We start from the raw sequence: 25,742 nt of genomic DNA, 5'->3' as shown, positions 1-25,742 counted from the left end.
ATAACTAATTGTATATTTTAATGAGCCGATTATCTATCGGCTCATTTGGTTGTAGGAACGGAAAAGTGTATCGGTGGATATAGTACTATTGAATTTAAACACTTTCTCATCTCAGGGTGTGTAGGTGAACCAGGAGGGAAGTTTAAAATTATCGGCTAAACGTCACCGCGTGAAGCGATTAATATAACAATCACATCGGGCCGCACATATTCAATGCCGATTCGATAGTTTCCCACGCGTATTCTGTAATAGTTTTGACCAGCTTTCTGGCCAGCTATAAACACGTAGTCTATACCTGAGGATTCCAGATCTGAGGCCTCTTTCAGCCTGTCTAAGATTACCTTTACGCCCGACTGAATTTTGGGGGATAGCTTCGAAATTTCTTTCAGGAATTTTCTTTTGTAAACTACTTCCATCCAAGTGATTTGTAAAGCTCGTCATGACTGAGTGTTTCGTCATCTTGACGCGCTTCCATTGCCCGCAACATTAAGTAGTCGTTAACATCCTCATTGTTGATGATGCCTACTATCTTTTTCACTTCTTCCAGGGTGAAAGTCTTGCGGTTTTTCTTTGCCGAAAAATTGACATTGCTAAGACCAATCTTTTTGGAGATGTAGTCGTTCCGGTAGCCCGACACCTCGATAAGTTTTCCAATATTCATAACAAGATCTTCGTAGTTGTTAACAATTTCTTCAATCATAACGGAAGTCGAGTTTTGTATTCAATTCAATACAAAATAGTAAAGAATTGAATACAAATCCAAGCTCTCTGCCAACTAGTAAGTCCTGTCATCCGCCGACGGCCCATAGATCGACGGCACCTGAATGTCGTTTAACCGCATATACACTGTGAGCTGTCCGCGGTGGTGGACCCAGTGGTTGATAGAAGAACTGATCCCTTCCATAATCGGCTGAGAATAAAGCTCCTCTTCGCCATTTTTCAAATAAAATGTCCCGCTTAGTACCTCATCTGTGGCACTTTGCAACGCATTTTTAGCGCCAGCCATATTGTCTTCGAAGACTTCCAGCAACTCTTCCGTTGTACGCGGCTGGTTATGGTTATAGGTAGCAAAATTCACTTCCCCTTCCTCAACCATCACTTTGATCCATTGCGGAATTTCTGCCACCAGCAACGTCAGATAGCCCATTTGCATCGACTTCGGGTGTGGCTTGTAGTCGAACAATTCGAAGGGAATACGTTCAAGACATTTTCTCGTAGAACTGTACTCTGCTTCCAGTTCTTTGATGTAGGCGGCTGCAAGTTCGGTGTTGTCCATGATTTAGATTTTGTTTATGTTCAGGGAGTTAAAAAATAATGCCTGCGATTCTTGAAGACGTTTCCTAACATACGCCAGCTCTACACACCTATCCAACCTACGGTACGCCAGTCGGCCGGGCATGTATCCTACCAGGAGTTTTTGCCGGATCCCGGATTGCAAAGTTTCATATACTGTTATTGGTCGCTGAAAACAAATCAGACACTCGCAGAACCGTTTAACTACCGCGTGGTGGCCGATGGCTGCATTGACATTTTCTTCGAGCTGACAAACCCGGTTGAAAATTTTGTGATGGGTTTTTGTAAGAAGTATACCGAATTCCCCCTTGAAAACAGCTTCCATTACGTGGGGATCCGGTTTTTGCCATCTATGTTCCCCCAAATTTTCAAAGTCGACGCTTCCAGTTTGAGTAATCGGTTTGAGGAATTGTCAAATGTAATACCAGCAACCGCCGACTTTATTGCTTCCAGCTTCAACGAAAGACTGAGCGCTTCTGAAATTGTGACCCGCTTTGACCAGTATTTTTCCAGACTCATTGCCCAGGTTACGTTCTATGACGACAACCGTTTTTATAACGCCGTCGGACTAATCCTTCAAAACGCCGGTGTCTTAAATATTGAAAATGACATCGATACCGGATTGAGCAGCAGACAATTACGTCGACTCTTTGAATTTTACATTGGAGACACGCCGAAGACTTTCAGCAAAGTAGTGCGGTTCCAAAACATTTTTCGCGCCAAACCCTCCCAGCAGAGCCTACGGGAAAACAAGCTGTTTTACGACTCCGGTTATTACGATCAGGCGCATTTCATTAAGGAATTCAAAAACTTTTATGGTGTCACACCCAGCCGCGCATTCGGCAGGTGATTTTGTCCGATTTTTACAATCTTCTGAGTGCATTCCGGGAGAACTTTGTATCGTAACATTCACGTAAATAACCGGGAAATGAAACGATTAGCCATACTCTCAATTCTTCTTTGCCTTGGGGCAAATGTATTTTCGCAAAACAATCCATCCACTAAAACTCAAAGAAAAATGAAACTGAACGCAGGAATTATCACAGCAAAAATGGCCGAAACGAAGGAGTTTTACACCAAAAAACTGGGCTTTGGTGTCACATTTGAAAATGAGTTTTATCTGTTGCTGCATACACCGGGCAAAGAGTCGGAGATCAGCTTTTTGCTACCCGACCATCCAACCCAGCAACCACTTTTTCACAAACCCTTCCAGGGCCAGGGAACGTACTTCACGATCGAAGTAAAAGATGTGGATTCACTCTACAAAGAACTGAAAAAGAAAGGAGTAGAGATACAAATCGACCTTCGCGACGAGCCCTGGGGCGACCGGCACTTTGCAGTCACTGATCCAAACGGAGTTGGCATTGACTTTGTGAAGTACTCGCCGCAGGCTAATTAAAAACGGTTTTTATTAGAGAGAAAAAGTAGTTTGAAGATTTAAACTTAATAATCTTCAAACTACTGATCTATGGATTTTTATCGCTGCCTCGATACCATATCTCCTACGACGCAACAGATCTTGCTATGGGCCTATGATTTAGATATGTATCTGACCGAACAGGATGAGGATTTGACGCTGCTTTCTAACAGATACATTGCTATCCTCCTGAGATTGTCTTGTGACGACAAATGCCCTAAACAGCATTACTGTTTTTCAATTTTAAAACATCATATCCAGCACCTTCTAGGCCAAAGAGATCATACTAACATACAAGAATCAATCGCAATTTTTGATCAGTTTGGTATTGTGACCAACACCGCCATTCGCGATTGGCTCTCGGACTTCAAATGGATGGCGCATTTAGTCGCCACCCCAAGAGAACTAACTTTCAGCGAAGCTCAAAAGATAGCTAAATTCATTATTGGATCAGAAAATGACCTAACTACTCCCACAATAACATGCATCACAAACTCCGGATACTTCCGGTACGAACAGGTTTTTGACGTATACCGGGATTTTTTATACATCAACACTTTAACTTCCGACTGGAAATATTCTCACATGATCCCACTAGATTGTATGTAACTCCTAAGCGATTCGTGCCTTATTCGTGCATTCGTGGCAATACCCTCATTATCGCGCTGCCCGCTGCAACATATCCGTTTCTTGCAAAATTTTGTTTTCAAGAAATTGCGGATAATCCTGATTTTCAGCCAGAAATGCATTCACAACCTGCGCGGCCTCTCGCGATGAATGCCCTGAAAAGGTACCGTGCAGCCAGCGGGTAGGGAAGAAAATGTCGCCCGTCAGTTGGATTTCCTTTAAAATGTTCAACGACGGGCGCAAATATTTGACTGCACCTCGGGCGCGCAGAGGATGATGCAAAAAACCCAGCGCTTCGATTACCCAGGCTTCCTTCTCCCGGTTAGTTTCATTTTGCAGCGATTCAAAAAAACGGTCGCGCACAGTTTCTGCCGAATCCAAAGCAGGAATAACAAACTGAAATCTGGCCTTACGGTCGGGGTTCTTCGTATTGCGCAGCTGCTCCTGTAACACAGCCCCTGACACTTCCGGCTGCTTTAATGCCAGCTCATAAGCCATCGAAATTTTATCATCTTCCGATAATACCAGATCTTTCACATCCAGCTTCCCATTCCACAGCGATCTCAATTTTTCGAGCCCCGGTGGCGTTTGCACCAAATTTTTAAAAGCCCTGAAATAGGAAGTCTTGATGCCTTTGTCTTTTGTGTCAATCAACAATTTCCAGATCAGCTTTTCCGCTGATTCCTGTTTTGCTTCCCTAATTTGCTGTCCTGCAAAAATCCACCAGTTCGTCTGTAAAATGCCCAGCATATAATCGATCAAAAGGGGATTGTTCTCTTTTGGCAGGGTTTCGAGCAAGTCGTCGATGAGCGCCTCCGGATTGGATTGAGACTCCCGCAAAAATCCCTCCCAGATATTGACCCACATCGCCCCCTTAAAAACGGGATCAGAGAAAATTGAATCCTGCTCATTGTAATGGGTTATGAAGTATCGCTTACTGAGGCTATCCATTCTAAAGTAACCATAACCAATCCCGTCGCCATTTGGAAAAACCAGCTTACCGTCCTGCGTATCACGCTCTTTTGATGTCAACGGTTGCTCCCAGATCCTGCCGGAAACCGAATCCGTCACTTGTGTCAGGATCGTTTTGTAGTCTTTTTCTCCGATTTCATAAGCAGGCATGCCGGGCGTTTTCACCCACACATTGCTCCATTGCGCGATGTTTTGCGGAGTTTGTCTATCAATAATCCCTATCAGATCGTCCCAGCGCGCATTCTTGAAAGCGTATGTCCTGAGATATTCCCGCAAACTTTGCTGCATTAAATCCGCTCCGATCATTTTTTCCAGCTTGCGCATCACAATCGGCGCCTTCATATATATGATCGCTCCGTACAAAGTCCCTGCATTTTTCAGGTTTCCCAGTTCCTGTAAAATAGGATTGGTACCCCTTGTGCGGTCGATTTCGTACGCATTCGGGTAATGTGCCAGCAAAAAGCGCAGCTCGTGATTGATTTCCGGAAAACTGGGCTGCACAATTTTGGCGGCCATAAAATTGGCAAAGACTTCTTTTAGCCACACATCATTAAACCAATCCATCGTCACCAGATCCCCGAACCACATATGTGCCGACTCGTGAGCAATCACGCTTGCCCGCGCCATGAGCCGGTTTACAGACGGATTCTCATCCAAAAACAAAGCAGATTCATTGTAAAAAACGGCCCCTGGATGCTCCATCCCGCCATATTGAAAAGAAGGCAGCAACACGAAATCAAACTTCCCGAAAGGATAAGATACAGCCGTGTAATCTTCCAGCCAGGCAAGTGATTTGGCATGAAGCTCAAAAACTTCATCGCGGTTCCGGTTCACTTTAGCAGTGTCGGTCTCGCGGTAATACATGGTCATTTCGCGACCATCGATTTGTTTGGAAGCCTTGAAAAACTTACCGGCGGCAAATGCAAAAAGGTAAGAACTGATTGGTTTGGTTTCGGCAAAGCGATATACACCCCGCTCGCCCTCCCGGGCTTTGGAAATCAGTTTTCCGTTTGAAACCGCCTCCCAGTCACCGGGCGTTTTAAGTGTCAGCTGGTAGCTGGCTTTTAAATTCGGCTGGTCAAAAAGGGGGAAACAGGTCGACGCTCGGTCCGGTACAAAAAGGGTATAGAGATAATCTTCACTGCAATTCAGTGAAAGATTTCCGGCAATGAAGCTAATTTGAATACTATTCCCGCCTTCATTTAAATACCTCGAAGGAATGATAATGTGCTCATTTACAAACTGATAATCTACTTGCTTGTCTTTAATCCTGACATGCTTTACAAAACTACTATCCGCATTAAAATCCAGCACAAGCGCAGAATCCAGTGCATTCAGATTGAAAGTAATTTGGATAACACCCTGGATTTGCTGGCTTTTTTGTGACGGAATGTCGAAAATGACGTCATAACGAATGTCTTTAAGTGTCTGTTTACGGCGATCGTTGAGCGCAAGCGAGACCCCTTTATCGGGTGAGGAAGACTGTTTCTGGCAAGAAGACATAGCTACTATCAGGCAAGGCAGCACCAAAAGAACGATCCGCATTTGAGACATTTAAGTATTAAAAAACATAAATATGATCTATAAAATCAAGAAACTCGCTTTTTCTCAAATCACAAAATCCGTTGGACAAACAATCCCCGCTATTCTCACACAGGTTTGTTACGCATCGAAACATTTTTTACCTTTAATCGGCATACAATATGAATGAATTTGAAATCAGAATGCGTATTGCAGCTTTACGTCAGTATCTTAATGATTTCCAGGACCAATTAACAGCCTCGGAAATCGATAGGGTGATTGATGCGATTGCGAAGTATACAGATCTTTTGAATGAAATCACTAAACGGCTATAACATGTTAAGCACATCGGTTGATAAAAAGGAATTCGAGAAAATGATGTCAGAGACAGAAGATGCTTTGCAAGAGGCAGTAAACTTCCTAAATAAGGATGGCAAACGCTATGAAATGCATGACTGGGTAACTATTGCGGAGTATTGTAAACGATTCAATATTAAGAATACACAAACGGTGAGCAACTGGATCAAAAGAGGCATTGTTCCGAAAGAAAATACCGTGGTGATCGAAGAGTATAACAATATTCGTTTAGTGAAAGCGGTGCCTTACCACGATCATCCTTAAAACTATAACTGCATTTAGCCTCTTGATTTCCTTTTCATGAAATTGAATTTACGCTTCCTCTTTTTTCTGCAAATCGCTTTTTTACCCGCTGCCTTTTCCCAAACCCTTGCGCCGTTGACGGTGGAGAAAATCATGCGGGACCCAAAAATCTGGATCGGGACTTCACCTACCGATATTACCTGGGCGGATGATTCCAAAACAATTTATTTTAACTGGAACCCCGACAAAAATCCGTCCGACTCGCTTTACGGGTATTCTTTGAAGGACAAAATTATCAGTAAGATCGCGCTGACGGAACGGAAAAAGCTTGCCGGCAGAAACGGCGTTTATAATCGCGCGCATGATGCAAGGTTGTACGAAAAGAACGGTGATATTTTTATTGTAAATCCCAAAGGCCAGCCCTGGCAAATCACCAATACCGTCGAGCGGGAAACAGATCCGGTTTTTAGTCAGGATGAGATGAGCGTCATTTATGTTAGGGAAAATAACCTGTTCAGCGTCAGGCTCACGAATGGGCTAAATACGCAATACACTGATTTCAAATCCGGTAAGAAAAAGGATGAGTCGAAGCTGGGGGAGCAGGAAAAATTCCTGAAAACTGATCAGCTGGCGCTGTTTGAAGTCTTAAAGGAACGGAAAGACAAAAAAGACCTCGGCAAAAAAGTAACAGAAGCCGAAAAACCGGAACGGCCTAAGGAAATTTATCTCGACGAAAAATCGGTCAATCACCAGCAGCTCAGCCCGGATCAAAAGTACATTACCTATCGCCTCACAAAGGCGGACAAATCTTCAAAATCCACCAATGTACCCAACTACGTCACAGAAACCGGTTTTACGGATGATATTTCCAGTCGTGTCAAGGTCGGTGCACCTGGTTCTTCGTACGAATTCTGGATTTATGACATTAAAAAAGATACCACCCGGAAACTGAGCGTAAAGAACATTCCCGGGATCAGCGACAAGCCGGATTACCTCAAAGACTATCCCAAGCTGGACACAGCCTGGAAAAAGAAAGAGCGGGAGGTCATTATTCATGGGCCAATCTGGTCGAAGAATGGTGAAAATGCGGTTGTGGTAATCCGTTCGCTGGATAGTAAAGACCGCTGGATCATGCAGCTCAACCCCGACTCGCTTTCTTTAAAGCTGCTTGACAGACAGCGGGATGAAGCATGGATCGGCGGGCCGGGTATCGGCGGATATCCGATGAGTGCAGGGGAAATTGAGTGGCTTGACGACGAAACAATTTATTTCCAAAGTGAGGAAACCGGCTACTCACATTTGTATTCAGTCAATATCAAAACCGGCAAAAAAACTGCGTTAACCTCTGGAAAATTCGAAGTGCAGAATGTAACGCTTTCGAAGGACAGAAAATCATTTTATATCATTACAAATGAAGTACAGCCCGGTGAACAGCATCTGTATCGCGTAGCTTCGACAGGCGGCACCAGAACACGGCTTACCCAAAACACCGGAGCGCACGAAGCCACATTATCTCCCGACGAAAGCAAAATTGCGATCCGTTATTCCAACAGTACTAATCCGTGGGAACTGTATATCATGGACAACCCGAAGTCAGGAACAAAAACCAAAGAGCCTGAGCGTGTTACAAAATCTGTATCTGACGAATTCCGCTCCTATCCCTGGCGCGAGGCCAAGATCGTAACCATTAACGCAACGGATGGGAAACCGGTTTATGCGCGTGTTTATGAACCCGAAAAATCAAACGGGAAAGCTGTCATATTTGTCCACGGCGCGGGATATCTGCAAAACGCCCACAAATGGTGGAGCCAGTATTTCAGGGAATATATGTTCCATAACCTACTGACAGACAGAGGATACACAGTGCTGGACATGGATTATCGGGCAAGCTCCGGCTATGGTCGCGACTGGCGGACGGGGATTTACAGGCACATGGGCGGGAAAGACCTGACAGACAATACAGACGGCGCTGAATGGCTTGTAAAAACTTACCATGTCAACCCTGAAAGTATCGGCATTTATGGCGGCTCTTACGGTGGGTTCATTACATTGATGGGACTTTTTACAAAACCTGACATTTTCAAAGCAGGAGCAGCATTACGTCCGGTGACGGACTGGGCTGCGTACAACCATCCGTACACAGCCAACATTTTGAACGAACCGCAGTCCGACAGTCTGGCTTACCGAAAGAGCTCTCCTATTTATCATGCGGCTGGTTTGAAAAATCATTTGTTAATGTGTCACGGAATGGTGGATGTAAATGTGCATTACCAGGATGTGGTACGGCTCTCGCAAAGGCTCATTGAACTTGGAAAAGACAACTGGGAGCTCGCCTCCTACCCGATGGAAGATCACGGTTTTGTGGAAGCGTCGTCATGGACAGACGAATACAAACGGATTTTGAAACTTTTTGAAGACAATTTATAAATGTGAAAACGTCCGGTACATTGACTTTGCCGGACGTTTCACTGTTTACCTTCCCAAACCTGTTATGCGGCATTGCTGATCCTGCGTATCAGCGGATACCCCCCGAAATCTTCCCACTGATGCACGATCAGGTTTTTCTCCCTGGCCGTGTGCAGGCTAAAATCGATGAGAATTTCTCCGTGTAAAAGACGATTTTGGAAATATTCTGCATAGTTCTCAGACAAGACAGAGCTCGACAGCGCGCGTGCGCCGCCTTTTGCGAAATCGGTTGCAACTACAAGGGCCAGTCCCGGAATCGCCACAAACCTGCCAAGCACATCCAATGCTTCCGAGATCCTGGTTACCTGTAGTTTCTTTCTTGCGGGGCTATGTTGGAAACGATTTACTTTCCGGTCATATAATTTGTCAAATGTCTCTTCTGCCATGATCAGCGTAATTTCATCCGCTTTATATCCTAAGTGCAGCAATGACTGGTAGGCATTTTCTGCATCTTCCCTCGTGGCAAATACTCCTGTTACAGTATTGATGCTCCTCTTTTGCTGTGATGATTCCATAATAATTGGCGTATAAAAGTTCTAAAAGTACTTGTCTTATTAAATGCTCAATAAGAATGACCCGTATACATAATTTCCGTGCCCTCAACACTTTACAACCCTGGGTTTTCAAATTCTTTTACAAACACGCTTTTATTAAAAATTCCAGAAATTTTGTGGCATTTATTCTACACAGGACAAAAACTTTGAGGTAGATACAGTATTTCAAATCAACACGTACTTATTATTTCAAATCAAATTCAATCTCAATAATATCAAACATGAACAGACAGTTTTCTAAAATAAGATTATCCGGTATCGTTGCACTCGTGGTAGTATGCGGTACTGCTGCCGCTACTTTTGCCCAGGTTGGTGTTGGCACTAAGCCCCCGAAGGGCGCAGAAATGTACCTGGACGGCAGCCGGAAAATGCTGGATGAAAAATGGATCTACTGGGAGGGACCTCGTTTCTCGGCCAAGCCGCCTATCAAATGGACGGTTGTTAACGACCCGGTGGACAAAGGCACGGTCATCAACTGCAACGATCCAGCTTCTGCCGGTGGCAAGTACGGTTCAGCGGATATTGTCACTAAAAAGCAGTTCAGGGATTTCCGCGCGCACGTCGAATTTTTGATTACCAAAGAAGGCGGCAACAGCGGCGTTTATTTGCAAAACCGCTATGAAATCCAGGTGCTTGACGGTGATACCACCTCGCATGGAATGGCGGCGGTGATCAACGAAACGAAATCTCCTTATCACGCATATAATGGAATCGGTAAATGGAATTCCTATGACATTCTTTTCAGGGCGGCGCGTTTCAAGGATGGTAAAATAGTTGAGCAACCGATGGTAACTTTGTATTTCAATGGTAAAAAAGTCCATTCCAACCAAAAAATCTCACAGGTTTGGGGCGGCCCGAACTCAGGTATCGATGGAGGCAACGATGGTGGAAAAGGTATTACCAACACTCCGGGAGGACTAAAATTGCAATCGGAAGGCCACGATGTTTACTATCGTAATATCTGGATCAAAGAAATGGAGCTGGATAAGCCAGATACCGATTTCTAACCCATTTCTGGCATGCGATTAGTGTTCTCCCGGCAGAACCTAATCGCAAACTATGCTTTCAGAGAAAATCAGTCTGGCAGGGAAAACCGCATTTATTACCGGTTCCAGCCAGGGAATCGGAAAAGGCATTGCCCTCGCAATGGCCGAGTATGGTGCAAAAATAATCCTGCATTACCGGAAAAATCTGGATGAGGCGAAAGAAGTGGCGGGAGAAATCAGAAAGCTTGGGTCGACTGCCGTGATCGTAGGCGGCGACCTATCCAGGCCGAGGGCAGTTTCCGCCTTATACAATCAGGTGACCAAAAAGGCAGCATCGCCTGATATTCTTGTTTTGAATGCATCGGTACAGATTCCAAAAGTCTGGCAGGACATTACCCAGGAAGACTTCGATATACAAGTCAATGCCAATTTCAGATCCACCTTCCTGCTGATGCAGCGTTTCGCTCCTGAAATGGTCTCCAAAGGCTGGGGAAGGATTTTAACCGTTGGCAGCGTGCAGCAGATCAAGCCGCACCCTTCCATGATGATCTACGCTGCTACGAAATCGGCGGTTTTAAATATGGTACAGAATGCCGCGATGCAGCTTGCGGACAAAGGTGTAACCGTCAATAATCTGGCACCCGGCGTGATCGGGACGTCGCGTATCGAAGAGGATGTTCCTGAGGCGGAAGAAAGGATCTCGCAACGGCTGGGAACGCCTTCCGGACAGATCGGTGACCCCGAGGATTGCGCCGCAATGGCCGTCCTCCTTTGTTCAGAAGCAGGACGGTTCATTACAGGGCAGAACATTTATGTAGATGGCGGTATGAGCCTGTAACCTATTTCTTCTTGTAGGCTATTTTGAAGATTGTCCCATTCAGGTCGTCGGTCACGTACAATGCGCCGTCGGGGCCTTGTGCGAGGCCACAAGGACGATGCTGGATCGGGCCGGTTGGTTGAACGAGATCAGTGCCTGCGAAATTATCCGCAAAAATTTCCCATTTGCCGGGCTTACCATTTACAAACGGTACAAAAGCGACCAGATAACCTTTTTTAAGCTCCGCAGACTGGCTGTGAAATGCGACAAAGGCGCCGTTTTTATATTTTGCCGGAAACATATTTCCCGAATAAAACAGCAATGCATTAGGCCCTAGATGCGCCGGGAAACCAACCAGCGGATTAATCGCTTTCTCGCCTGCTGTTTTTTTGCCATCTCCGCCGTATTCGGGCGCCAGGATTTTCTTATTCTGGAAATGATCATAATAGATGTAAGGCCAGCCGGCATCGTCACCTTCCTTTAAACGATAAAGGGTTTCCGCTGGCAATTCGGCACTTTGTTTTGGCGTATAGTATTGAGGGTACATATCGTCAAATTTTCCGCGGCCGTGCACCGTCGCATATAAAGCTTCGGTTTTATTGTCCCAATCGATACCTACCGCATTTTTTACACCCGTCGCAAAGCGCACGCCGTCAGAAAATTTCTGCCCGGCCTGATCCGCCTTGAATTTCCAGATTCCGCCTGCAGAATCCAGGATCGTGCATGGTGACATGCCTTTTCCTGAGCCAGTTTCACGGCAATTGTCGCTGTAAGAGCCTACGGTGACGTAGATATTCCCTTTATTATCCAGTGTAATCGGTTTCGCATTGTCGCGGCCTTTGTCAACCAAACCTTCTACGATCAACTCATGTTTATTGAGATCGACAATTTCTTCTTTTTCATTCAGCTTGTACCGGTACACACCTTTATTGGAGGAACTGTACAGATAACCGTTTTTGATAGCGATACCGGTTCCGGGATATTCTCCAAACAGCTTTTGTTCATCGATCGCGCCGTCACCATTGGTGTCTCTCAGCAGGTAAATACCTTTTCCGTCTTTCAGTTTCGACAGTTTTACGTACATATCTCCGTTTTTACCGACTACCATATGCCGGGTTGCGCCCAGATCGGTTGCCAGAATGCTGGCGGAGAACCCTGCGGGAAGCTTGATTTCCTTTGCTTCAATAGGAGTAAAAAGGGGTTTTCTGACGGAGGGGTTGTCAGTGAAACTTCTGTAAGCGGCTAGGCCCGATACGCCGGTTAGGGCCAGAAGTAACGCCGCAGACTTGAATAACTTTCTTTGCATGAAATGGTTGGGTTGAGATAAATATGATTTTGTCAAAAGTAATAGCCTTTCAAATTTTTTTCACGAAATCGTGACAGCAGCGCGACGATTTATTTTTCTGTGCGGACATGTAACATGGAATAATTTTTTTTAACACCTTTGGAAACAGAAGCGACATTCCCGTAAACTTTTAAACCAACTACCTACAAATCTTTTAATCTCAAAGCTATGAATCCATACGATGACGACGACGATGATGTGTTCGATGACGACCTGCCCGGTAACTATCCGTCGGAAGAGGATATATTCAGAAAAGGACTGATCGATGCTGATATTGATCCAGAAGATATTTCACGCATGAAACGTCCGGCAGAGCTGGATGCCGACGACTGGAATGAAAAATCATTCGAAGACGACATGACGGGAGAAGACCTCGATGTGCCGGGTTCGGAAGACGATGACGAAGATGAAATGATCGGTCGCGAAGACGAAGAAAATAACTATTACAGCCTGGGAGGCGACAATCACGAAGCCCAGGAAGAAAATCAGGGCGACTAATGCCCACGCTTCCAAATGAAAGCCTGACAAATGTTTGTCGGGCTTTTTTTTCGAATCATGCAAAGACCTATCAGCAATTTCCACAATATTTTAAAATAAGTATGAAAAACTGCGATTCCGCTTTTTTCTTGTAAAAACGAAAAAGAAATGGCTGCATTTACTCCCGACGCATTCAAAAAAGAACTGATCGCAATACTTGACTACTGGGAAAAATATGGCCAGGATAACGAGAAAGGCGGCTTCTACGGTCGGGTTAATTATGATAACCAGCCGGTAAAAGATGCGGATCGCTCGGTGGTTCTTGCAGGACGCATTTTATGGACCTTCTCACTGGCGCACCGGCTTTGCAAGGAAGCGAAATACCTCACCCTCGCAGACCGCGCTTACCAGCAGCTTACAAAGCATTTTATCGACCCAAAACACGGTGGCGTATATTGGTCTGTAACTGCGGATGGTGCACCGAAAGAGACCAGAAAGCAGGTTTACGGCAATGCATTTGCCATGTACGGACTGAGTGAATATTACCGCGTAACGCATTACAAACCAGCTCTTGACCAGGCGATTGCGCTTTTCAACAACATCGAACAACATGCATTCGACCCGGTTAACGGAGGCTACCGGGAAGCGTTTGCGCAAGACTGGTCCCCTACCGATGATTATATTCTGAGTAAAAGCCCGTGGATCAAAAGCATGAACACACATTTGCATTTGGTGGAGGCTTATACCAACCTTTATACTGTGTGGCCCGACAAAAGGTTAAAGAAGCAAACGGCTGGAATGCTCGACGCAATCATCACGCATATTGTAAATCCCGAGACCAATACCATGCAGCTTTTCTTCGATGAAAAATGGAAAGCGAAAGACCATATTATTTCCTTTGGTCACGATATTGAAGCCTCGTGGCTGCTTTTTGAAACCGCCGAAATTCTTGAAGACGAGAAGCTGATCGACAAAATGAAGGAACAATCTATCCTGATGGCGCGGGCAGCCAGCAAGGGACTAAGTCCCGATGGTGCCCTCAATTATGAATATGACCCTGCAACGAAACATACGCAGACCGATAGGAGCTGGTGGGTCGGTGCAGAGCAGCTCGTTGGATTTTACAATGCCTACCAGCTTACGAAAGAAGAACAGTTCAGGGAAAAGGCCCAAAAGAGCTGGGATTATGTAGTTGATAATTTTATCGACCACGAAAAAGGAGAATGGCACGGAACAGTGAAAGCGGACGGCACGCCGGTAAAAGGCGATAAGATCAACTTCTGGAAATGCCCGTACCACAATGCGCGCGCCTGCGCTGAAATGTGGCGCAGGGTTGCAAAAGGCTGAGATTTAATTAAAAAACATTTCGTCCACCAGCACAAGGGCTCTTTTGCCTTTCGAATTATGCCATTCCGGGATCTTTACGACGGGCTTCACTACCACTTTTACAAATGAAACGGTTTGCGGTTTGAATTTGCCTTCGACCATTTTCAAAGTAGCCTTGTCCCCTTTCGCAGGCTGCGCAGCTTTAAAAGTAGAGATCAGCTTCATGTCATCGCGGCTGCTTCCTCCCCACACCTCCACGCTCTCCGGCGGAAAAATACCCGTCGCTTCCTCGATCATGTAATGCATCCCCACCGACGATAATGAGATCGGCTTTTTAAATTCTGACATCAAAATCATGTCATTATTCCTAACCCCTGCCCAGTTATTAGCCCAGGCAGGATTGTTAGCTCCTATAACACCCAATTTCTTGTCAAAAAATGTCTTCGCCCCCTCGGCCTGGTGCACGCGGTTAAGTGGCGCCAGCAGGTTCACACTGTCGGGATCATATGCACTTTTGAAAAAATCGAAAACCGCAAGGTCACTTCCGTACCAGCCATTTTTATATGCTTTCGCTTTGATCGTGCCGCTGTTGGTGAGAATGGTCTTATTGTCAAAAAGCGGCGAATTAACGCTGTCCGGCTCGGTTCCGTCCATCGTGAACCTGATATCGACGCCTTTAATAGGGTGTTTTAGTTCCAGCGGGACCGTTTTCGCAAATATCATCGAACTATTCTTGACCTGCGGAGGATTCAGTTTCAACGGGTTTTTACCATCGTCCTTAAATCCACCGATAATCTCGACATTTTTAATATCCTTTTGCAATACCGCCACATCAGCCGCAGACAATTTTGTATCCCACACTGCTACCGTTTTCAGGCTTTTCAGTACCGGCAATACACTTTTAAGATCCGACAGATTTAATTTTGTCCCTGAAAGCGTGAGGCTTTGCAGGTATTTGAGCGACGAAAGTTCTTTCAACCCTGCGGCGGTAACGTCGGTAAAATTCAGATCCAGTTTACGCAGGTTTTCGAATTGCTTTACACTTTTCAAGTCAGCGTCTTTCACCGGCATCTTGTTCAGGTTCAGCGAGATTACCTGCTTTTTAATATCACTCAGTTCATCCAGCTGCTTTACATTGTACGCGGATGCATTGTAAATATTCACAGCCAAAGCCGGGGACTCACGCGCGAGGGGAAGGATGGTGCGGTAGTCGCTATTCAGCTTGGCAACGGCTTCTTCATCAGCCGCGGGGAAATCGAATTTATCTTCTGTTTCAGCTGGTTTAAGATAGGCAGTAGCCAAAACCCGCAAAGAGTCCGTTGCGGCGAGCTCAGTCAGCTTTTTCTTGAAATCAGCCTTTTGTTTGACCCATAATGTAAGAAGGGATATTTCCTGCAAAGTCAGCTGCGCCTTTCCGGAAGGCGGCATATGCTTTTTTTCTTCGACAGGTAAATGCACACGTTGCAGCAAAAGGCTCATTTGCGGATTCCCAGGCACAATGAGTTTACCAGATTTGCCACCTTTCAGAATTGATTCAGGATCCGAAAGATTTAGCTCCCCTTTTATCTTTTCAGGATTGTGGCAGCTTGTACATTTCTGATCCAGGATCGGCTTGATCACATTGGTATAAACCACCGCCTCGTCGAGCGGGACTGCGGCCATTTCATTATCAGTCGAAACCGGCTCCCAGATAAAGTTGCTCCCGTGTGTCAATGCTGCGCCATAATGCCCGGTCATGACAAGAATTACTACCGTCACAAAAGCACTTGCTTTTGCTACCGGCGCTCTGTACCAGGTTGTGTTCCTGATCCAGTAAATAATTGAGGCGATGAAAAAAATGCCCGCACCGGTCCATTTATGCAAAGTCAGCGTGTCGCCGGTATAGCCTTCTTCTCTCGATAAAAAGAGGCCCATAATCACCGTAATAGCGGCGAACAATGCCCCGATGAGCAGCAGGTTCTGAAGGAAATTCTTGTAAAACTGATTGGTCGAGTATTCCGGTTTGAAGCGGAAAAATTCTAGCAGCATCGCGATCAGCAGAATAACGATCGGGAAATGCAGGATCAGCGGGTGCATCCGGCCGATGGTTTGCAGCCAGGCCGGAACAACAAGCTTGCTTTCAAAAAGCAATAGAAAAAGAACAAAAATATTGGCAGCAACGAGCAGCTGTTCCGCAAAAAACCTGAATCTTAAATGCATTAAAGTTTTACCAAGGGTTTAGTCAATAGGAAATCTCTGGATCAATCAGCTGATAATATCTCGCACCACATTCCCCGAAACGTCGGTTAGCCGGTACCTTCTTCCCAGGTGCTTAAATATGAGTTTCTCGTGATTAAGGCCCAGCTGATGCAATATAGTAGCCTGAAAATCATGCACATGGACAGGATCTTTAGCAATATTATAACCAAGTTCGTCCGTTTCTCCATACACAATCCCCGGCTTGATCCCGCCGCCTGCCATCCAGATCGTAAAGCATCTCGGGTGGTGGTCGCGACCGTAATTATCGGCTGTTAATTTACCCTGGGTATAACTCGTCCGCCCAAACTCACCGCCCCAGATCACCAAAGTTTCATCCAACAAGCCTCTCTGTTTCAAATCGGTAACCAATGCCGCGGAAGCCTGGTCTACGTCCATTGCCTGTTTGGTGATCTCATAGGGAAGGTTTCCGTGCTGGTCCCAACCCTGGTGGTACAGCTGTACAAATCGAACGCCGTTCTCAGATAATTTTCTCGCCAGCAGGCAGTTGGCAGCATAAGTCCCCGGTACCAGACATTCGGGTCCATACAACTTAATGATATCGTCCGATTCTTTCGAAAGGTCCATAACTTCCGGGACCGCAGTTTGCATCCGGTACGCCATTTCATACTGCTTGATTTTCGCCGAGATTTCCGGGTCGCCAAATTCCTGGTACGACAATTCATTCAACTGGGAAAGATTGTCGAGCATTTCCCGACGTTCCTTGCGGTCCATTCCTTCCGGGTCACGCAGGTACAAAACCGGGTCCTCTCCTTTGCTGAACTGCACGCCCTGGTGGACAGAGTCGAGAAAACCGTTGGACCATAGTTTCGAATAAACGCCCTGCCCGTTACCGACTCCCCGCGACAGCAGAACAGTGAAATTCGGCAGGTTTTTATTCTCATTTCCCAGACCATAACTCAACCAGGAGCCCATACTAGGCCGGTTTCCCTGCTGGGAGCCGGTTTGTAAAAATGTCAAAGCCGGATCGTGGTTGATCGCCTCGGTGTACATCGAGCGGACAATACAGATATCATCTACAATTTTGGAAGTGTAAGGCAGCAGGTCACTTACCCAAGCCTGCGACTGTCCGTATTGCTTGAAATCGACAAAAGAACCCACAAGCGGAAACGAAGCCTGATTGGCCGTCATACCCGTCAATCGTTGGTTTCCGCGCACGGAAGGAGGTATTTCCTGTCCGAGCATTTCACGAAGTTTCGGTTTATAGTCAAAAAGCTCCTGCTGCGACGGCGCGCCATTTTGGAACATGTAGATTACACGCTTTGCTTTCGGGGCAAAATGCGGAATACCCGGCGCCAAACCTTCCTCCTCCAGACTTCCGCCCTTCAAAAGATCAGGCATCAGAAGCGAACCTAACGCCACTCCACCGATCCCAAGACTCATCGTCGACAAAAACCGGCGCCTGTTAAAGTTGAACCCGTGCTCTAAGATTTCTTTTTCCATGTGTTTTTGTTGGCTATTGGCTATTAGCTTTTAGCTTTTAGCTTTTAGTACTTGGCTGTTGATCCGGATTAGGCTAATTCCTTTTCCGGAATTATTATTAAACGTGTATGTTTTAATCTACTGTCACTAAGCCGACAGCTAATAGCTAACTGCTAAAAGCCAACTGCTATTAGCCAAAGCCTCTCCCTCAGCTCTTCGTTATCGTTTCCTCCAAATTGTAAATCGTCGAAATCACCCGCATCAGCGAGGCTAGTGCTTTTTTATCTACGTTCCTGGTTAAAGGATATTCGCCGATTGCGATCATTTTTTCGGCGGCTGTGGGACTGATGGATTTCAGCTCCTTATCATAATAGGCAGTCAGTACATTCAGTTCTTTTTCAGTAGGCGTGCGGCAAACGATGAGCCTGAATGCTTTGACGATCTTGTCCTTCGCTTCGGTTTTCTCCTGTAATAATTTGGCAGAAAGAACTCGGGAAGCTTCCAGAACAGCCGGGTCGTTCATCATCACCAACGCCTGCAAAGGTGTATTCGTCTTTAACCGCTTCACTTCGCACAAATCGCGGTTACTGGCGTCAAAAATGGCCATCGTAGGTGGCGGAACGGTTCGTTTAATCAGCGTATACATCCCACGGCGGTACAAACTCGGCCCGTGATCCTGATTGTAAACGGATAGCAGCCCGCGTCCGGAGGTAGCGCCCTCCCACAAGCCTGCCGGCTGATAAGGTTTTACACTCGGGCCGCCAATGGTTTTGTTCAAAAGTCCGCTGCTTGAAAGCACAAGGTCTTTGATAAATTCGGCATGGATGCGGTATCTCGATCCCCGGGCGAGTAAAATATTATCCGGATCAACAGCCAGCTTTTCTTTTGATACCACTGCGGACTGGCGGTAAGTGGCTGAGGTAACCATTTGTTTCACAAGTCTTTTGATATCCCAGCCGTGCTCCATGAAATCAACAGCCAGCCAGTCGAGCAAGGCGGGATGCGAAGGCAGCTCGCCCTGCATTCCAAAGTCGCCAGAGGTTTTTACAATGCCTTTACCGAAGAACTCCTGCCAGAGGATATTGACATATACCCGTGAGGTCAGTGGATTTTTCTTATCAAAAAGCCACTGCGAAAGGCCCAGTCTATTTTTAGGATATTTTTTGTCAAAAGGCAGGATTGCACTTGGCGTTCCGGGCTGCACTTCGTCTCCTGGCGCATCATAAACGCCCCTTTTCAAAATGTAGGTTTTGCGTGTGGAGTCCAGATCACCCATCACGGAAACGATCAGCCTGTTGGTATCAGGCTTATTGACAAACGTAAGAATGTTTTTTACGTCCTCGTCACTGATCTCCATCAAAGGCTTCTTCGCATAAGTTTCGGGGCCGCCGATCACCGATTCAATTCCCACTTCATTTACATTATTGAAGAAGGCAAACATCTGGTAGTATTCCTTTTGCGACAACGGATCGTACTTGTGATCGTGGCAATGCGCACATTCGAGGGTAACTCCCAAAAGTCCCTTACCGAAAAGGTCATTCCGGTCCGTGACATACATAATCCGGTATTCTTCGGGGATTACCCCGCCTTCTTCCGTGATTTTGTGGTTTCGGTTAAAGCCGGTTGCCAGCAGTTGTTCCTTACTGGAATTTGGAAGTAAGTCCCCCGCCATCTGCCACGTCACGAAATCATTGTAACGCATATTCTTGTTGAACGCATGGATCACCCAGTCGCGCCAGGGCCACTGCGTGCGGTAGCCATCATCCTGGTAACCGTGCGAATCCGCATATCTTGCCAAATCGAGCCAGTGAATGGCCATTTTCTCTCCATATGCAGGGCTTTTCAACAGCTGATCGACCATTTTCTCATAGGCATTCGCACTTTTGTCTGCCAGAAACTCATCCATCATTTTCAATGTGGGCGGCAGACCTGTGAGATCAAGGCTGAGTCTTTTCAATAGCCTCTCTTTGTCGGCTTCTTCGTTGGGTTCTAGGCCTTTCTGCTCCTGTTTTTCAAGAATAAAATGGTCGATTTCATTCTTCGGCCAATCCCCGTTATCCACTTCCGGGACAGCTGGTTTTTTAGGAGCTACAAATGCCCAGTGCTTTTCGTATTTGGCCCCTTGCTTGATCCACTTTTCAATAAGGGTAACTTCCCGCTGGGTCAATTTGAGATTCGATGCCGGTGGTGGCATTTTGAGCGAGGTATCGGCAGTAGTAATGCGGAGGTAAACTTCCGAAATCTCGGGTTTACCTGCCACGATTGCATGCGCTTTGGGATTTTCCTGCAATGCCTTGAATGCAGCCTCAGGATCGTCAAGCCGCAAGCCTGCCTCCCGCTTGTTGGCATCAGGGCCGTGACAAGCCAGGCATTTATCAGAAAGAATAGGCCGGATATCGAAATTGTAGCTTACCTGATCAGGAATTTTTTCATCCGTGACCTGGGTCGACGAGCTGTTATTGCAGGATTTAAAAATCAATGCGCCCCATACCAGAAGTATGGTGCAGGTAATTTTTGTCTTAAAATTCATGGTACCAGGTTCAGGAATCAACTCACACTTTTTCGTTCATCTTTCTAAGATAACTAAAAAAATGTATATTTATTGATACAATAATGCACATTTCAATCATTACAACTGTCCTGCTGTATACTGTACATTCAATAATTTGAGATTAAAACCGGACTATAACTTCCCGGCCCCTGATTCCTGGCAGGTTTTTGCTGACTAAAGCAGAACTGAAATTTCTTCTTCCACCTGCTGTCTTTCCGCATGGTGCCTTACGACCACGTGTCCGGCGAAAAGAATGGCTAGCCCGCCGATCGAACAGAATGCCATCATGGCTACCATCGGCATTGCGGTATTATTGTGAAAGAAACTTACCAATGCAGAAATGATCGCCCCAGCGCCCATCCGCCAGCTGCCCATCAATGCAGATGCGCTTCCGGTATGTTTGTTGAATGGCGCGAGCGACAGAGCCGAAGCATTCGGGCCGGTTAAGCCCTGGCCGGCAAGAAAAATGAACATCATGCCGATCAGCGCCAGCATCGAAAACCAGTTATTATAGACCCCGATGATCAGTACCATGCCGATCGCGCTCTGGCAGAGCAGGGTTACTTTGATTATTTGCTCGCTGGTAAATTTGCGAAGCAGGATATGGTTAAGCTGCGTTGACCCGATCATTGCAAACGCAAGAAATGCAAATATCCAGCCGTATTGCTGCTCCGAAACCTTGTAAATATTCATGAAAACGTCGGAAGAACCTGCGATATATGCGAATGGAGCGGCAGTTGCCAACCCTCCCGCGAGGGTGTAAAGCAGGAACTGAGGCTGTCCCAGCACGATACCAAACCCATTCATAACCGCTTTGGGCTTCAAAGAAACCGACGGATCAGCTTCCCTTCCGGTAGGTAGAAAAAAGTAAATTGCAAGCATCATTAAACCGACAATCCCCGCCAGGATCACAAATATCCACTGCCAGGCTATTGTGGCGGTCACATATCCCCCAATGGTTGGGGCGATCATCGGAGAGACCGCAATAACCAAGGTGATCAATGAAAATACCTCAGCTCGTTTCTGCGGTGCAAAAAGGTCACTGACCAGCGCCTGGGAAGCGACCAGGCCGACACAACCTCCCATTGCCTGAAAAAACCGCATCGCAATCAGCGCATCGACCGAAGAAGTCAATGCGCAACCCAGCGAGGCAATTACATACAGGCCCAGGCCAACATAAAGTGGCTTTTTACGCCCAAAACGATCCAGAAGCGGGCCGTATAGAATCTGGCCAAGACAGATCCCAATCAGATAACTGGTCAAAGAAAGCTGGACGCGGTCGATAGATGTGGCGAGGTCCGAGGCGATCCGGGGAAAACCCGGCAGGTACATATCTATTGAAAATGGGCTGACGGTTGCCAGCGAACCCAAAATAAGAATTATAAAAAAGTATTGCTTATTCGTCATGACAGTGTGAAACTACTGTACGATTAACGGGGTCAAAGTGCGATTAAGTTCCTCTGTTTTAATAAGTACAATCTTTTCACAAATGATGAACATTGAGGGAATTCTTCCCGACTTTGCTGCATTGCAGCGCATACTGATTTTGAATAGCCAACTAAAAACGAATCCCGGCCACTTGCATGACCAGGATTCGTTACAATTCTATTACTTGTTGCAACACATTTGATTCTCTTTAAAAGAATGGCGCGGCTATTACTTGTCGTCCACCTTCTTTTTCACGTCATCTCTTACTTCTTTCGCTTCCTTTTTGGTTGCGTCGTAAGCTTTATCAGCTCCCCTCTTTGTTTTTTTAGCCCCTTTTTCAATGCCATCGCCTACTTTCTCAGCACCGTCCTCAATATCGTCTCCTGCTTTTTTAGCATCTTTTTTAAGCTCTCTCTTCGCCTTTCTGGCGTCAGATTTGGTTTCTTCAACGGCCTTTTCCGTTTTTGTTTGCTCCTGTGCGTATGCTACTGATGACAGCCCTATTAATGCAGCTAAAACAAATGCCTTCTTCATAGTTTTTGAATTTTGTTGAAATATGAATTCATGTTCAACAAAAATCATTCCTCTGATTGCTGCGCGTCGATGATCTCGAATACCTGTTGTCTTATCCCGGAAATCATATTTTTTGCTACATCCCACACAATGAAATAATTGACACCCATGTAATCATGAATCAAACGATCTCTCATTCCTGCCATATTTTTCCAGGCGATTCCGCTCCATTGCAATTTGATATCAACAGGTATTTTTTTGGTAGCTTCTCCTATTATTTCAAGACTTCTTACTACAGCTCGTTTTAAGGTTTCGTCAGCAAAAAATCCTCGCGCTGCGTGTCAACTTTGATGACGGATACGATATAGTCGCATTCATAAAGAATATGCCTGAGATATTCCACGAATTCCTTAGACATATTCAACTTCCTTTAGAATATGTGGGCCAATAAAGGGACTAAGACCTTTTTTGGAGACAATGTCCAGTTTCAGGTTTGAGAGAACCGATTCCAGAAAATTGCAGGTTTCCATAAAATTTGCATACGTTTCCTTATCTGTCTCGAAATCCAAAAGGATATCAACGTCACTGTCTGCACTTGCCTGGTTTCTGACAAAAGAGCCAAAAAGACCAATCTCGCATACTCCCCATTTAGCCAGCTGCGGTTTGCTGGTCCGCAAAATTTTCCTGACTTCTACCAATTTCAGCATATAAACCGATGCATTTGAATCTAAAAATAAAGATGTCTTTACAACTTTCAAACAAAAATACCCGGCCACTTGTAGCCGGGTATCCAGTTTATTCTCTCTCCGAACACTTACTTCGCAGTTGCAGGCAGTTTTAATGCAACAATTTGCGTATTCGGTTCAGCTGAAACAACTTTTGCTGCGGTCACTGATTGAGCCTTCACTTTCGGGTTAACTTTCATACCATGCATATCCGAATTTTCCACCGCAATATGCGGGGCGATAACCAGAGAAACGATTGACATCAACTTGATAAGGATATTCATCGAAGGGCCTGAGGTATCTTTAAAAGGGTCTCCCACCGTGTCGCCTGTCACCGCCGCCTTATGTGGCTCTGACTTCTTGTAGAAGGTTTCACCATTGATCACCGCTCCCTTTTCAAAAGATTTTTTCGCATTGTCCCAGGCACCGCCGGCATTATTTTGGAAGATCCCCATTAACACACCCGAAACCGTAACTCCAGCCAGCGTACCGCCAAGCACTTCCGGACCAAACAAAAAACCAACAATTACCGGTACAATCAATGCGATCAAACCCGGAGCGACCATCTCGCGGATCGAAGCCTGCGTCGAAATAGCCACACATTTGTCGTATTCCGGTTTGGCAGTACCTTCCATAATGCCTGGAATTTCGCGGAACTGCCTGCGTACTTCCTCTACCATTTTCATCGCAGCCCGGCCCACAGCAGCGATAGCCAGTGACGAGAATATGAACGGGATCATTGCACCGACAAACAGCCCGGCCAGTACATTCGCTTTGTAAATATCAATCGAATTAATACCCGCAACACCGCAGAATGCGGCAAATAAAGCGAGCGAAGTAAGTGCCGCTGAGGCAATTGCAAAGCCTTTTCCGGTCGCAGCAGTTGTATTTCCAACAGCATCGAGGATATCCGTACGCCCGCGCACTTCTTCCGGCAAATGGGCCATTTCGGCAATTCCACCCGCATTATCAGCAATGGGACCGAATGCATCGATCGCGAGCTGCATCGCGGTGGTTGCCATCATACCCGCAGCCGCAATTGCAACGCCGTACAATCCAGCAAATTCATAACTGATAAAGATACCAGCCGCCAGAACAAGCGTTGGAATCACTGTCGATTCCATTCCCACAGAAAGCCCGCCGATGATATTGGTCGCGTGACCTGTTGAAGACTGATTTACAATAGATTGAACGGGTCTTTTACCCATCGCTGTATAATATTCCGTTACAGTTGACATGATAGCTCCTACGATAGAACCCAGCAAAATCGCCCAATAAACATCCATGGAAGTAAAATCAACGCCTCTGATTGTAAGATTACCCTCAGGCAACATCCACATTGTCAATGGATAACTTGCGATCAGCACCAAAATAATAGACCCCCAGTTACCGCGGTTCAAAGCGCCCTGAACGTCGCCGTTATCATTGCTTACACGTACCAGCATCATGCCAATAATAGAAGCGATCAGCCCGATCCCCGCGATGACCATCGGCAGTAGAATCGGTGCGATACCTCCAAAATTATCAGTGCCTTCGGCTACAATTTCTCTACCCAAAACCATAGTAGCCAGAATAGTAGCTACATAAGAACCAAACAAATCCGCGCCCATACCGGCTACATCACCTACGTTATCTCCCACATTATCAGCGATAGTTGCGGGGTTACGCGGATCATCCTCGGGGATTCCGGCTTCCACCTTACCAACCAGGTCGGCGCCTACGTCAGCCGCTTTTGTATAAATTCCTCCTCCTACCCTGGCGAAAAGGGCTATTGATTCTGCACCCAATGAAAAGCCAGCCAGTACTTCGAGGACTTTCTCCATCGCCAGTCCATTCACGTCGGTCGAATCACCTACAAAAAAATGATACAGTATGATAAAAAGCCCGCCCAGTCCGATCACCGCCAAGCTTGCTACGCCGATACCCATCACCGATCCGCCGGTAAAGGACACTTCCAGCGCTTTTGTCAGACTCGTACGTGCCGCCTGCGTGGTGCGAACATTTGATTTCGTCGCAATATTCATCCCGATATATCCTGCAAATGCAGATACAAAAGCACCGATCACAAAAGACAATCCGATAAAAGGGCTTGAATTTTCAACCAACGTCCCGGAATAACCGAGCAAAATCGCGACAATAATTCCAAAAACTATGAGTACACGCCATTCGGCTTTCAGGAAGGCAAGGGCACCATCTGCAATTGCGTCCGCTATCTCTTTCATTCCAGGATCTCCTGCATCCTGACGGACAACCCAGCCTCTTTTGAAGAACATCACCAGGAGGCCGATAAGACCTAACACCGGTACTAAATAGGTAATGGTACTCATGCGATATATAATGTTTGGTTGTAAGGTTTATAATTCCGTAAATATAGAGAATGGCACCTCATAACAAAATCGCAAAAGCCTTATTTTTGAGTAATTCGTATAGATTTTATAAAAATTTG

Annotated in this window: 24 protein-coding genes; 10 read left to right on the top strand and 14 right to left on the bottom strand. The window is 46.0% G+C overall.

Going from position 1 to position 25,742, the window contains the following annotated elements:
* Positions 1-155 precede the first annotated feature (155 nt).
* The 3 genes from FXO21_RS21660 to FXO21_RS21650 form a co-directional block, all read right to left on the bottom strand.
* A complete protein-coding gene (locus tag FXO21_RS21660; RefSeq protein WP_149642035.1) occupies positions 156-416 on the bottom strand; it encodes a type II toxin-antitoxin system RelE family toxin in 261 nt (86 codons plus the stop codon).
* Positions 407-661 (bottom strand): hypothetical protein, encoded by a 255-nt coding sequence (locus FXO21_RS21655; protein WP_149642034.1) that lies wholly within the window; start codon positions 659-661, stop codon positions 407-409. Before FXO21_RS21655 ends, FXO21_RS21660 begins: the two co-directional genes overlap by 10 nt.
* Positions 662-775: 114 nt before the next feature.
* A complete protein-coding gene (locus FXO21_RS21650) occupies positions 776-1,276 on the bottom strand; it encodes a DinB family protein (protein WP_149642033.1) in 501 nt (166 codons plus the stop codon).
* A gap of 51 nt (positions 1,277-1,327) precedes the next feature.
* On the opposite strand from FXO21_RS21650, the gene FXO21_RS21645 reads away from it, so the two are divergent.
* The 3 genes from FXO21_RS21645 to FXO21_RS21635 all read left to right on the top strand — a co-directional run bounded on the left by FXO21_RS21645 (position 1,328) and on the right by FXO21_RS21635 (position 3,319).
* Entirely contained in the window at positions 1,328-2,143 is an 816-nt protein-coding gene (locus FXO21_RS21645; protein WP_149642032.1) for an AraC family transcriptional regulator, read from the top strand.
* 168 nt (positions 2,144-2,311) lie between these two features.
* Positions 2,312-2,692 (top strand): VOC family protein, encoded by a 381-nt coding sequence (locus FXO21_RS21640; RefSeq protein ID WP_225865792.1) that lies wholly within the window; start codon positions 2,312-2,314, stop codon positions 2,690-2,692.
* Positions 2,693-2,761: 69 nt separating this feature from the next.
* Complete coding sequence (locus FXO21_RS21635; protein ID WP_149642030.1) at positions 2,762-3,319, top strand: hypothetical protein; 558 nt, start codon at positions 2,762-2,764, stop codon at positions 3,317-3,319.
* Between the two features lie 48 nt (positions 3,320-3,367).
* Here the strand turns inward: FXO21_RS21635 and FXO21_RS21630 are convergent, their stop codons facing one another.
* Positions 3,368-5,854, bottom strand: coding sequence for a M1 family metallopeptidase (locus tag FXO21_RS21630; RefSeq protein ID WP_225865791.1), 2,487 nt, complete (start codon positions 5,852-5,854; stop codon positions 3,368-3,370).
* A 158-nt stretch (positions 5,855-6,012) separates the two neighbouring features.
* Here FXO21_RS21630 and FXO21_RS28845 point away from each other — a divergent pair, with 158 nt between their 5' ends.
* The 3 genes from FXO21_RS28845 to FXO21_RS21620 are packed head-to-tail and all read left to right on the top strand — an operon-like array spanning position 6,013 to position 8,857.
* On the top strand, positions 6,013-6,165 hold the full coding sequence (locus FXO21_RS28845; protein ID WP_192579290.1) for a hypothetical protein: 153 nt from the start codon (positions 6,013-6,015) through the stop codon (positions 6,163-6,165).
* Between the two features lies 1 nt (position 6,166).
* The gene (locus tag FXO21_RS21625) at positions 6,167-6,451 is read left to right on the top strand and encodes a hypothetical protein (RefSeq protein ID WP_149642028.1); all 285 of its coding nucleotides are present in this window, start codon (positions 6,167-6,169) and stop codon (positions 6,449-6,451) included.
* Positions 6,452-6,487: 36 nt separating this feature from the next.
* Positions 6,488-8,857: a S9 family peptidase gene (locus FXO21_RS21620; protein WP_225865790.1), complete on the top strand. Its 2,370-nt coding sequence runs from the start codon at positions 6,488-6,490 to the stop codon at positions 8,855-8,857.
* Between the two features lie 62 nt (positions 8,858-8,919).
* Here the strand turns inward: FXO21_RS21620 and FXO21_RS21615 are convergent, their stop codons facing one another.
* A complete protein-coding gene (locus FXO21_RS21615) occupies positions 8,920-9,411 on the bottom strand; it encodes a hypothetical protein (protein WP_149642027.1) in 492 nt (163 codons plus the stop codon).
* A 260-nt stretch (positions 9,412-9,671) separates the two neighbouring features.
* Between FXO21_RS21615 and FXO21_RS21610 the strand changes: the two genes are divergently transcribed.
* Both FXO21_RS21610 and FXO21_RS21605 read left to right on the top strand, forming a co-directional pair.
* Complete coding sequence (locus FXO21_RS21610) at positions 9,672-10,457, top strand: 3-keto-disaccharide hydrolase (protein ID WP_149642026.1); 786 nt, start codon at positions 9,672-9,674, stop codon at positions 10,455-10,457.
* Positions 10,458-10,509: 52 nt separating this feature from the next.
* On the top strand, positions 10,510-11,274 hold the full coding sequence (locus tag FXO21_RS21605) for an SDR family NAD(P)-dependent oxidoreductase (protein ID WP_149642025.1): 765 nt from the start codon (positions 10,510-10,512) through the stop codon (positions 11,272-11,274).
* A gap of 1 nt (position 11,275) precedes the next feature.
* On the opposite strand, the gene FXO21_RS21600 is transcribed toward FXO21_RS21605, so the two are convergent.
* On the bottom strand, positions 11,276-12,559 hold the full coding sequence (locus tag FXO21_RS21600; protein WP_149642024.1) for a PQQ-dependent sugar dehydrogenase: 1,284 nt from the start codon (positions 12,557-12,559) through the stop codon (positions 11,276-11,278).
* A gap of 207 nt (positions 12,560-12,766) precedes the next feature.
* Between FXO21_RS21600 and FXO21_RS21595 the strand changes: the two genes are divergently transcribed.
* On the top strand, positions 12,767-13,096 hold the full coding sequence (locus FXO21_RS21595; protein ID WP_149642023.1) for a hypothetical protein: 330 nt from the start codon (positions 12,767-12,769) through the stop codon (positions 13,094-13,096).
* Positions 13,097-13,243: 147 nt separating this feature from the next.
* Complete coding sequence (locus tag FXO21_RS21590; RefSeq protein WP_149642022.1) at positions 13,244-14,422, top strand: AGE family epimerase/isomerase; 1,179 nt, start codon at positions 13,244-13,246, stop codon at positions 14,420-14,422.
* A gap of 3 nt (positions 14,423-14,425) precedes the next feature.
* On the opposite strand, the gene FXO21_RS21585 is transcribed toward FXO21_RS21590, so the two are convergent.
* From FXO21_RS21585 to FXO21_RS21550, 8 genes are all read right to left on the bottom strand, one after another.
* Positions 14,426-16,600, bottom strand: a complete 2,175-nt coding sequence (locus FXO21_RS21585; protein ID WP_149642021.1) for a c-type cytochrome domain-containing protein — start codon at positions 16,598-16,600, stop codon at positions 14,426-14,428.
* Positions 16,601-16,645: 45 nt separating this feature from the next.
* Positions 16,646-18,100 (bottom strand): DUF1501 domain-containing protein, encoded by a 1,455-nt coding sequence (locus FXO21_RS21580; protein ID WP_149642020.1) that lies wholly within the window; start codon positions 18,098-18,100, stop codon positions 16,646-16,648.
* 187 nt (positions 18,101-18,287) lie between these two features.
* Positions 18,288-20,609 carry a PSD1 and planctomycete cytochrome C domain-containing protein gene (locus tag FXO21_RS21575; protein WP_149642019.1) on the bottom strand — a complete coding sequence of 774 codons (2,322 nt, stop codon included), beginning with the start codon at positions 20,607-20,609 and terminating at the stop codon, positions 18,288-18,290.
* Between the two features lie 195 nt (positions 20,610-20,804).
* Positions 20,805-22,037: a multidrug effflux MFS transporter gene (locus FXO21_RS21570; RefSeq protein ID WP_149642018.1), complete on the bottom strand. Its 1,233-nt coding sequence runs from the start codon at positions 22,035-22,037 to the stop codon at positions 20,805-20,807.
* A 249-nt stretch (positions 22,038-22,286) separates the two neighbouring features.
* Positions 22,287-22,592 carry a hypothetical protein gene (locus FXO21_RS21565; RefSeq protein WP_149642017.1) on the bottom strand — a complete coding sequence of 102 codons (306 nt, stop codon included), beginning with the start codon at positions 22,590-22,592 and terminating at the stop codon, positions 22,287-22,289.
* 44 nt (positions 22,593-22,636) lie between these two features.
* A complete protein-coding gene (locus FXO21_RS29005; RefSeq protein WP_229245242.1) occupies positions 22,637-22,846 on the bottom strand; it encodes a HepT-like ribonuclease domain-containing protein in 210 nt (69 codons plus the stop codon).
* A gap of 135 nt (positions 22,847-22,981) precedes the next feature.
* Entirely contained in the window at positions 22,982-23,278 is a 297-nt protein-coding gene (locus tag FXO21_RS21555; RefSeq protein WP_149642016.1) for a nucleotidyltransferase family protein, read from the bottom strand.
* Positions 23,279-23,385: 107 nt separating this feature from the next.
* On the bottom strand, positions 23,386-25,623 hold the full coding sequence (locus FXO21_RS21550; protein WP_149642015.1) for a sodium-translocating pyrophosphatase: 2,238 nt from the start codon (positions 25,621-25,623) through the stop codon (positions 23,386-23,388).
* Positions 25,624-25,742: the final 119 nt, after the last annotated feature.

The sequence above is a fragment of the Dyadobacter sp. UC 10 genome (assembly GCF_008369915.1).
Taxonomy (GTDB): domain Bacteria; phylum Bacteroidota; class Bacteroidia; order Cytophagales; family Spirosomataceae; genus Dyadobacter.
This window is presented reverse-complemented; position numbering and strand designations above follow the sequence as displayed.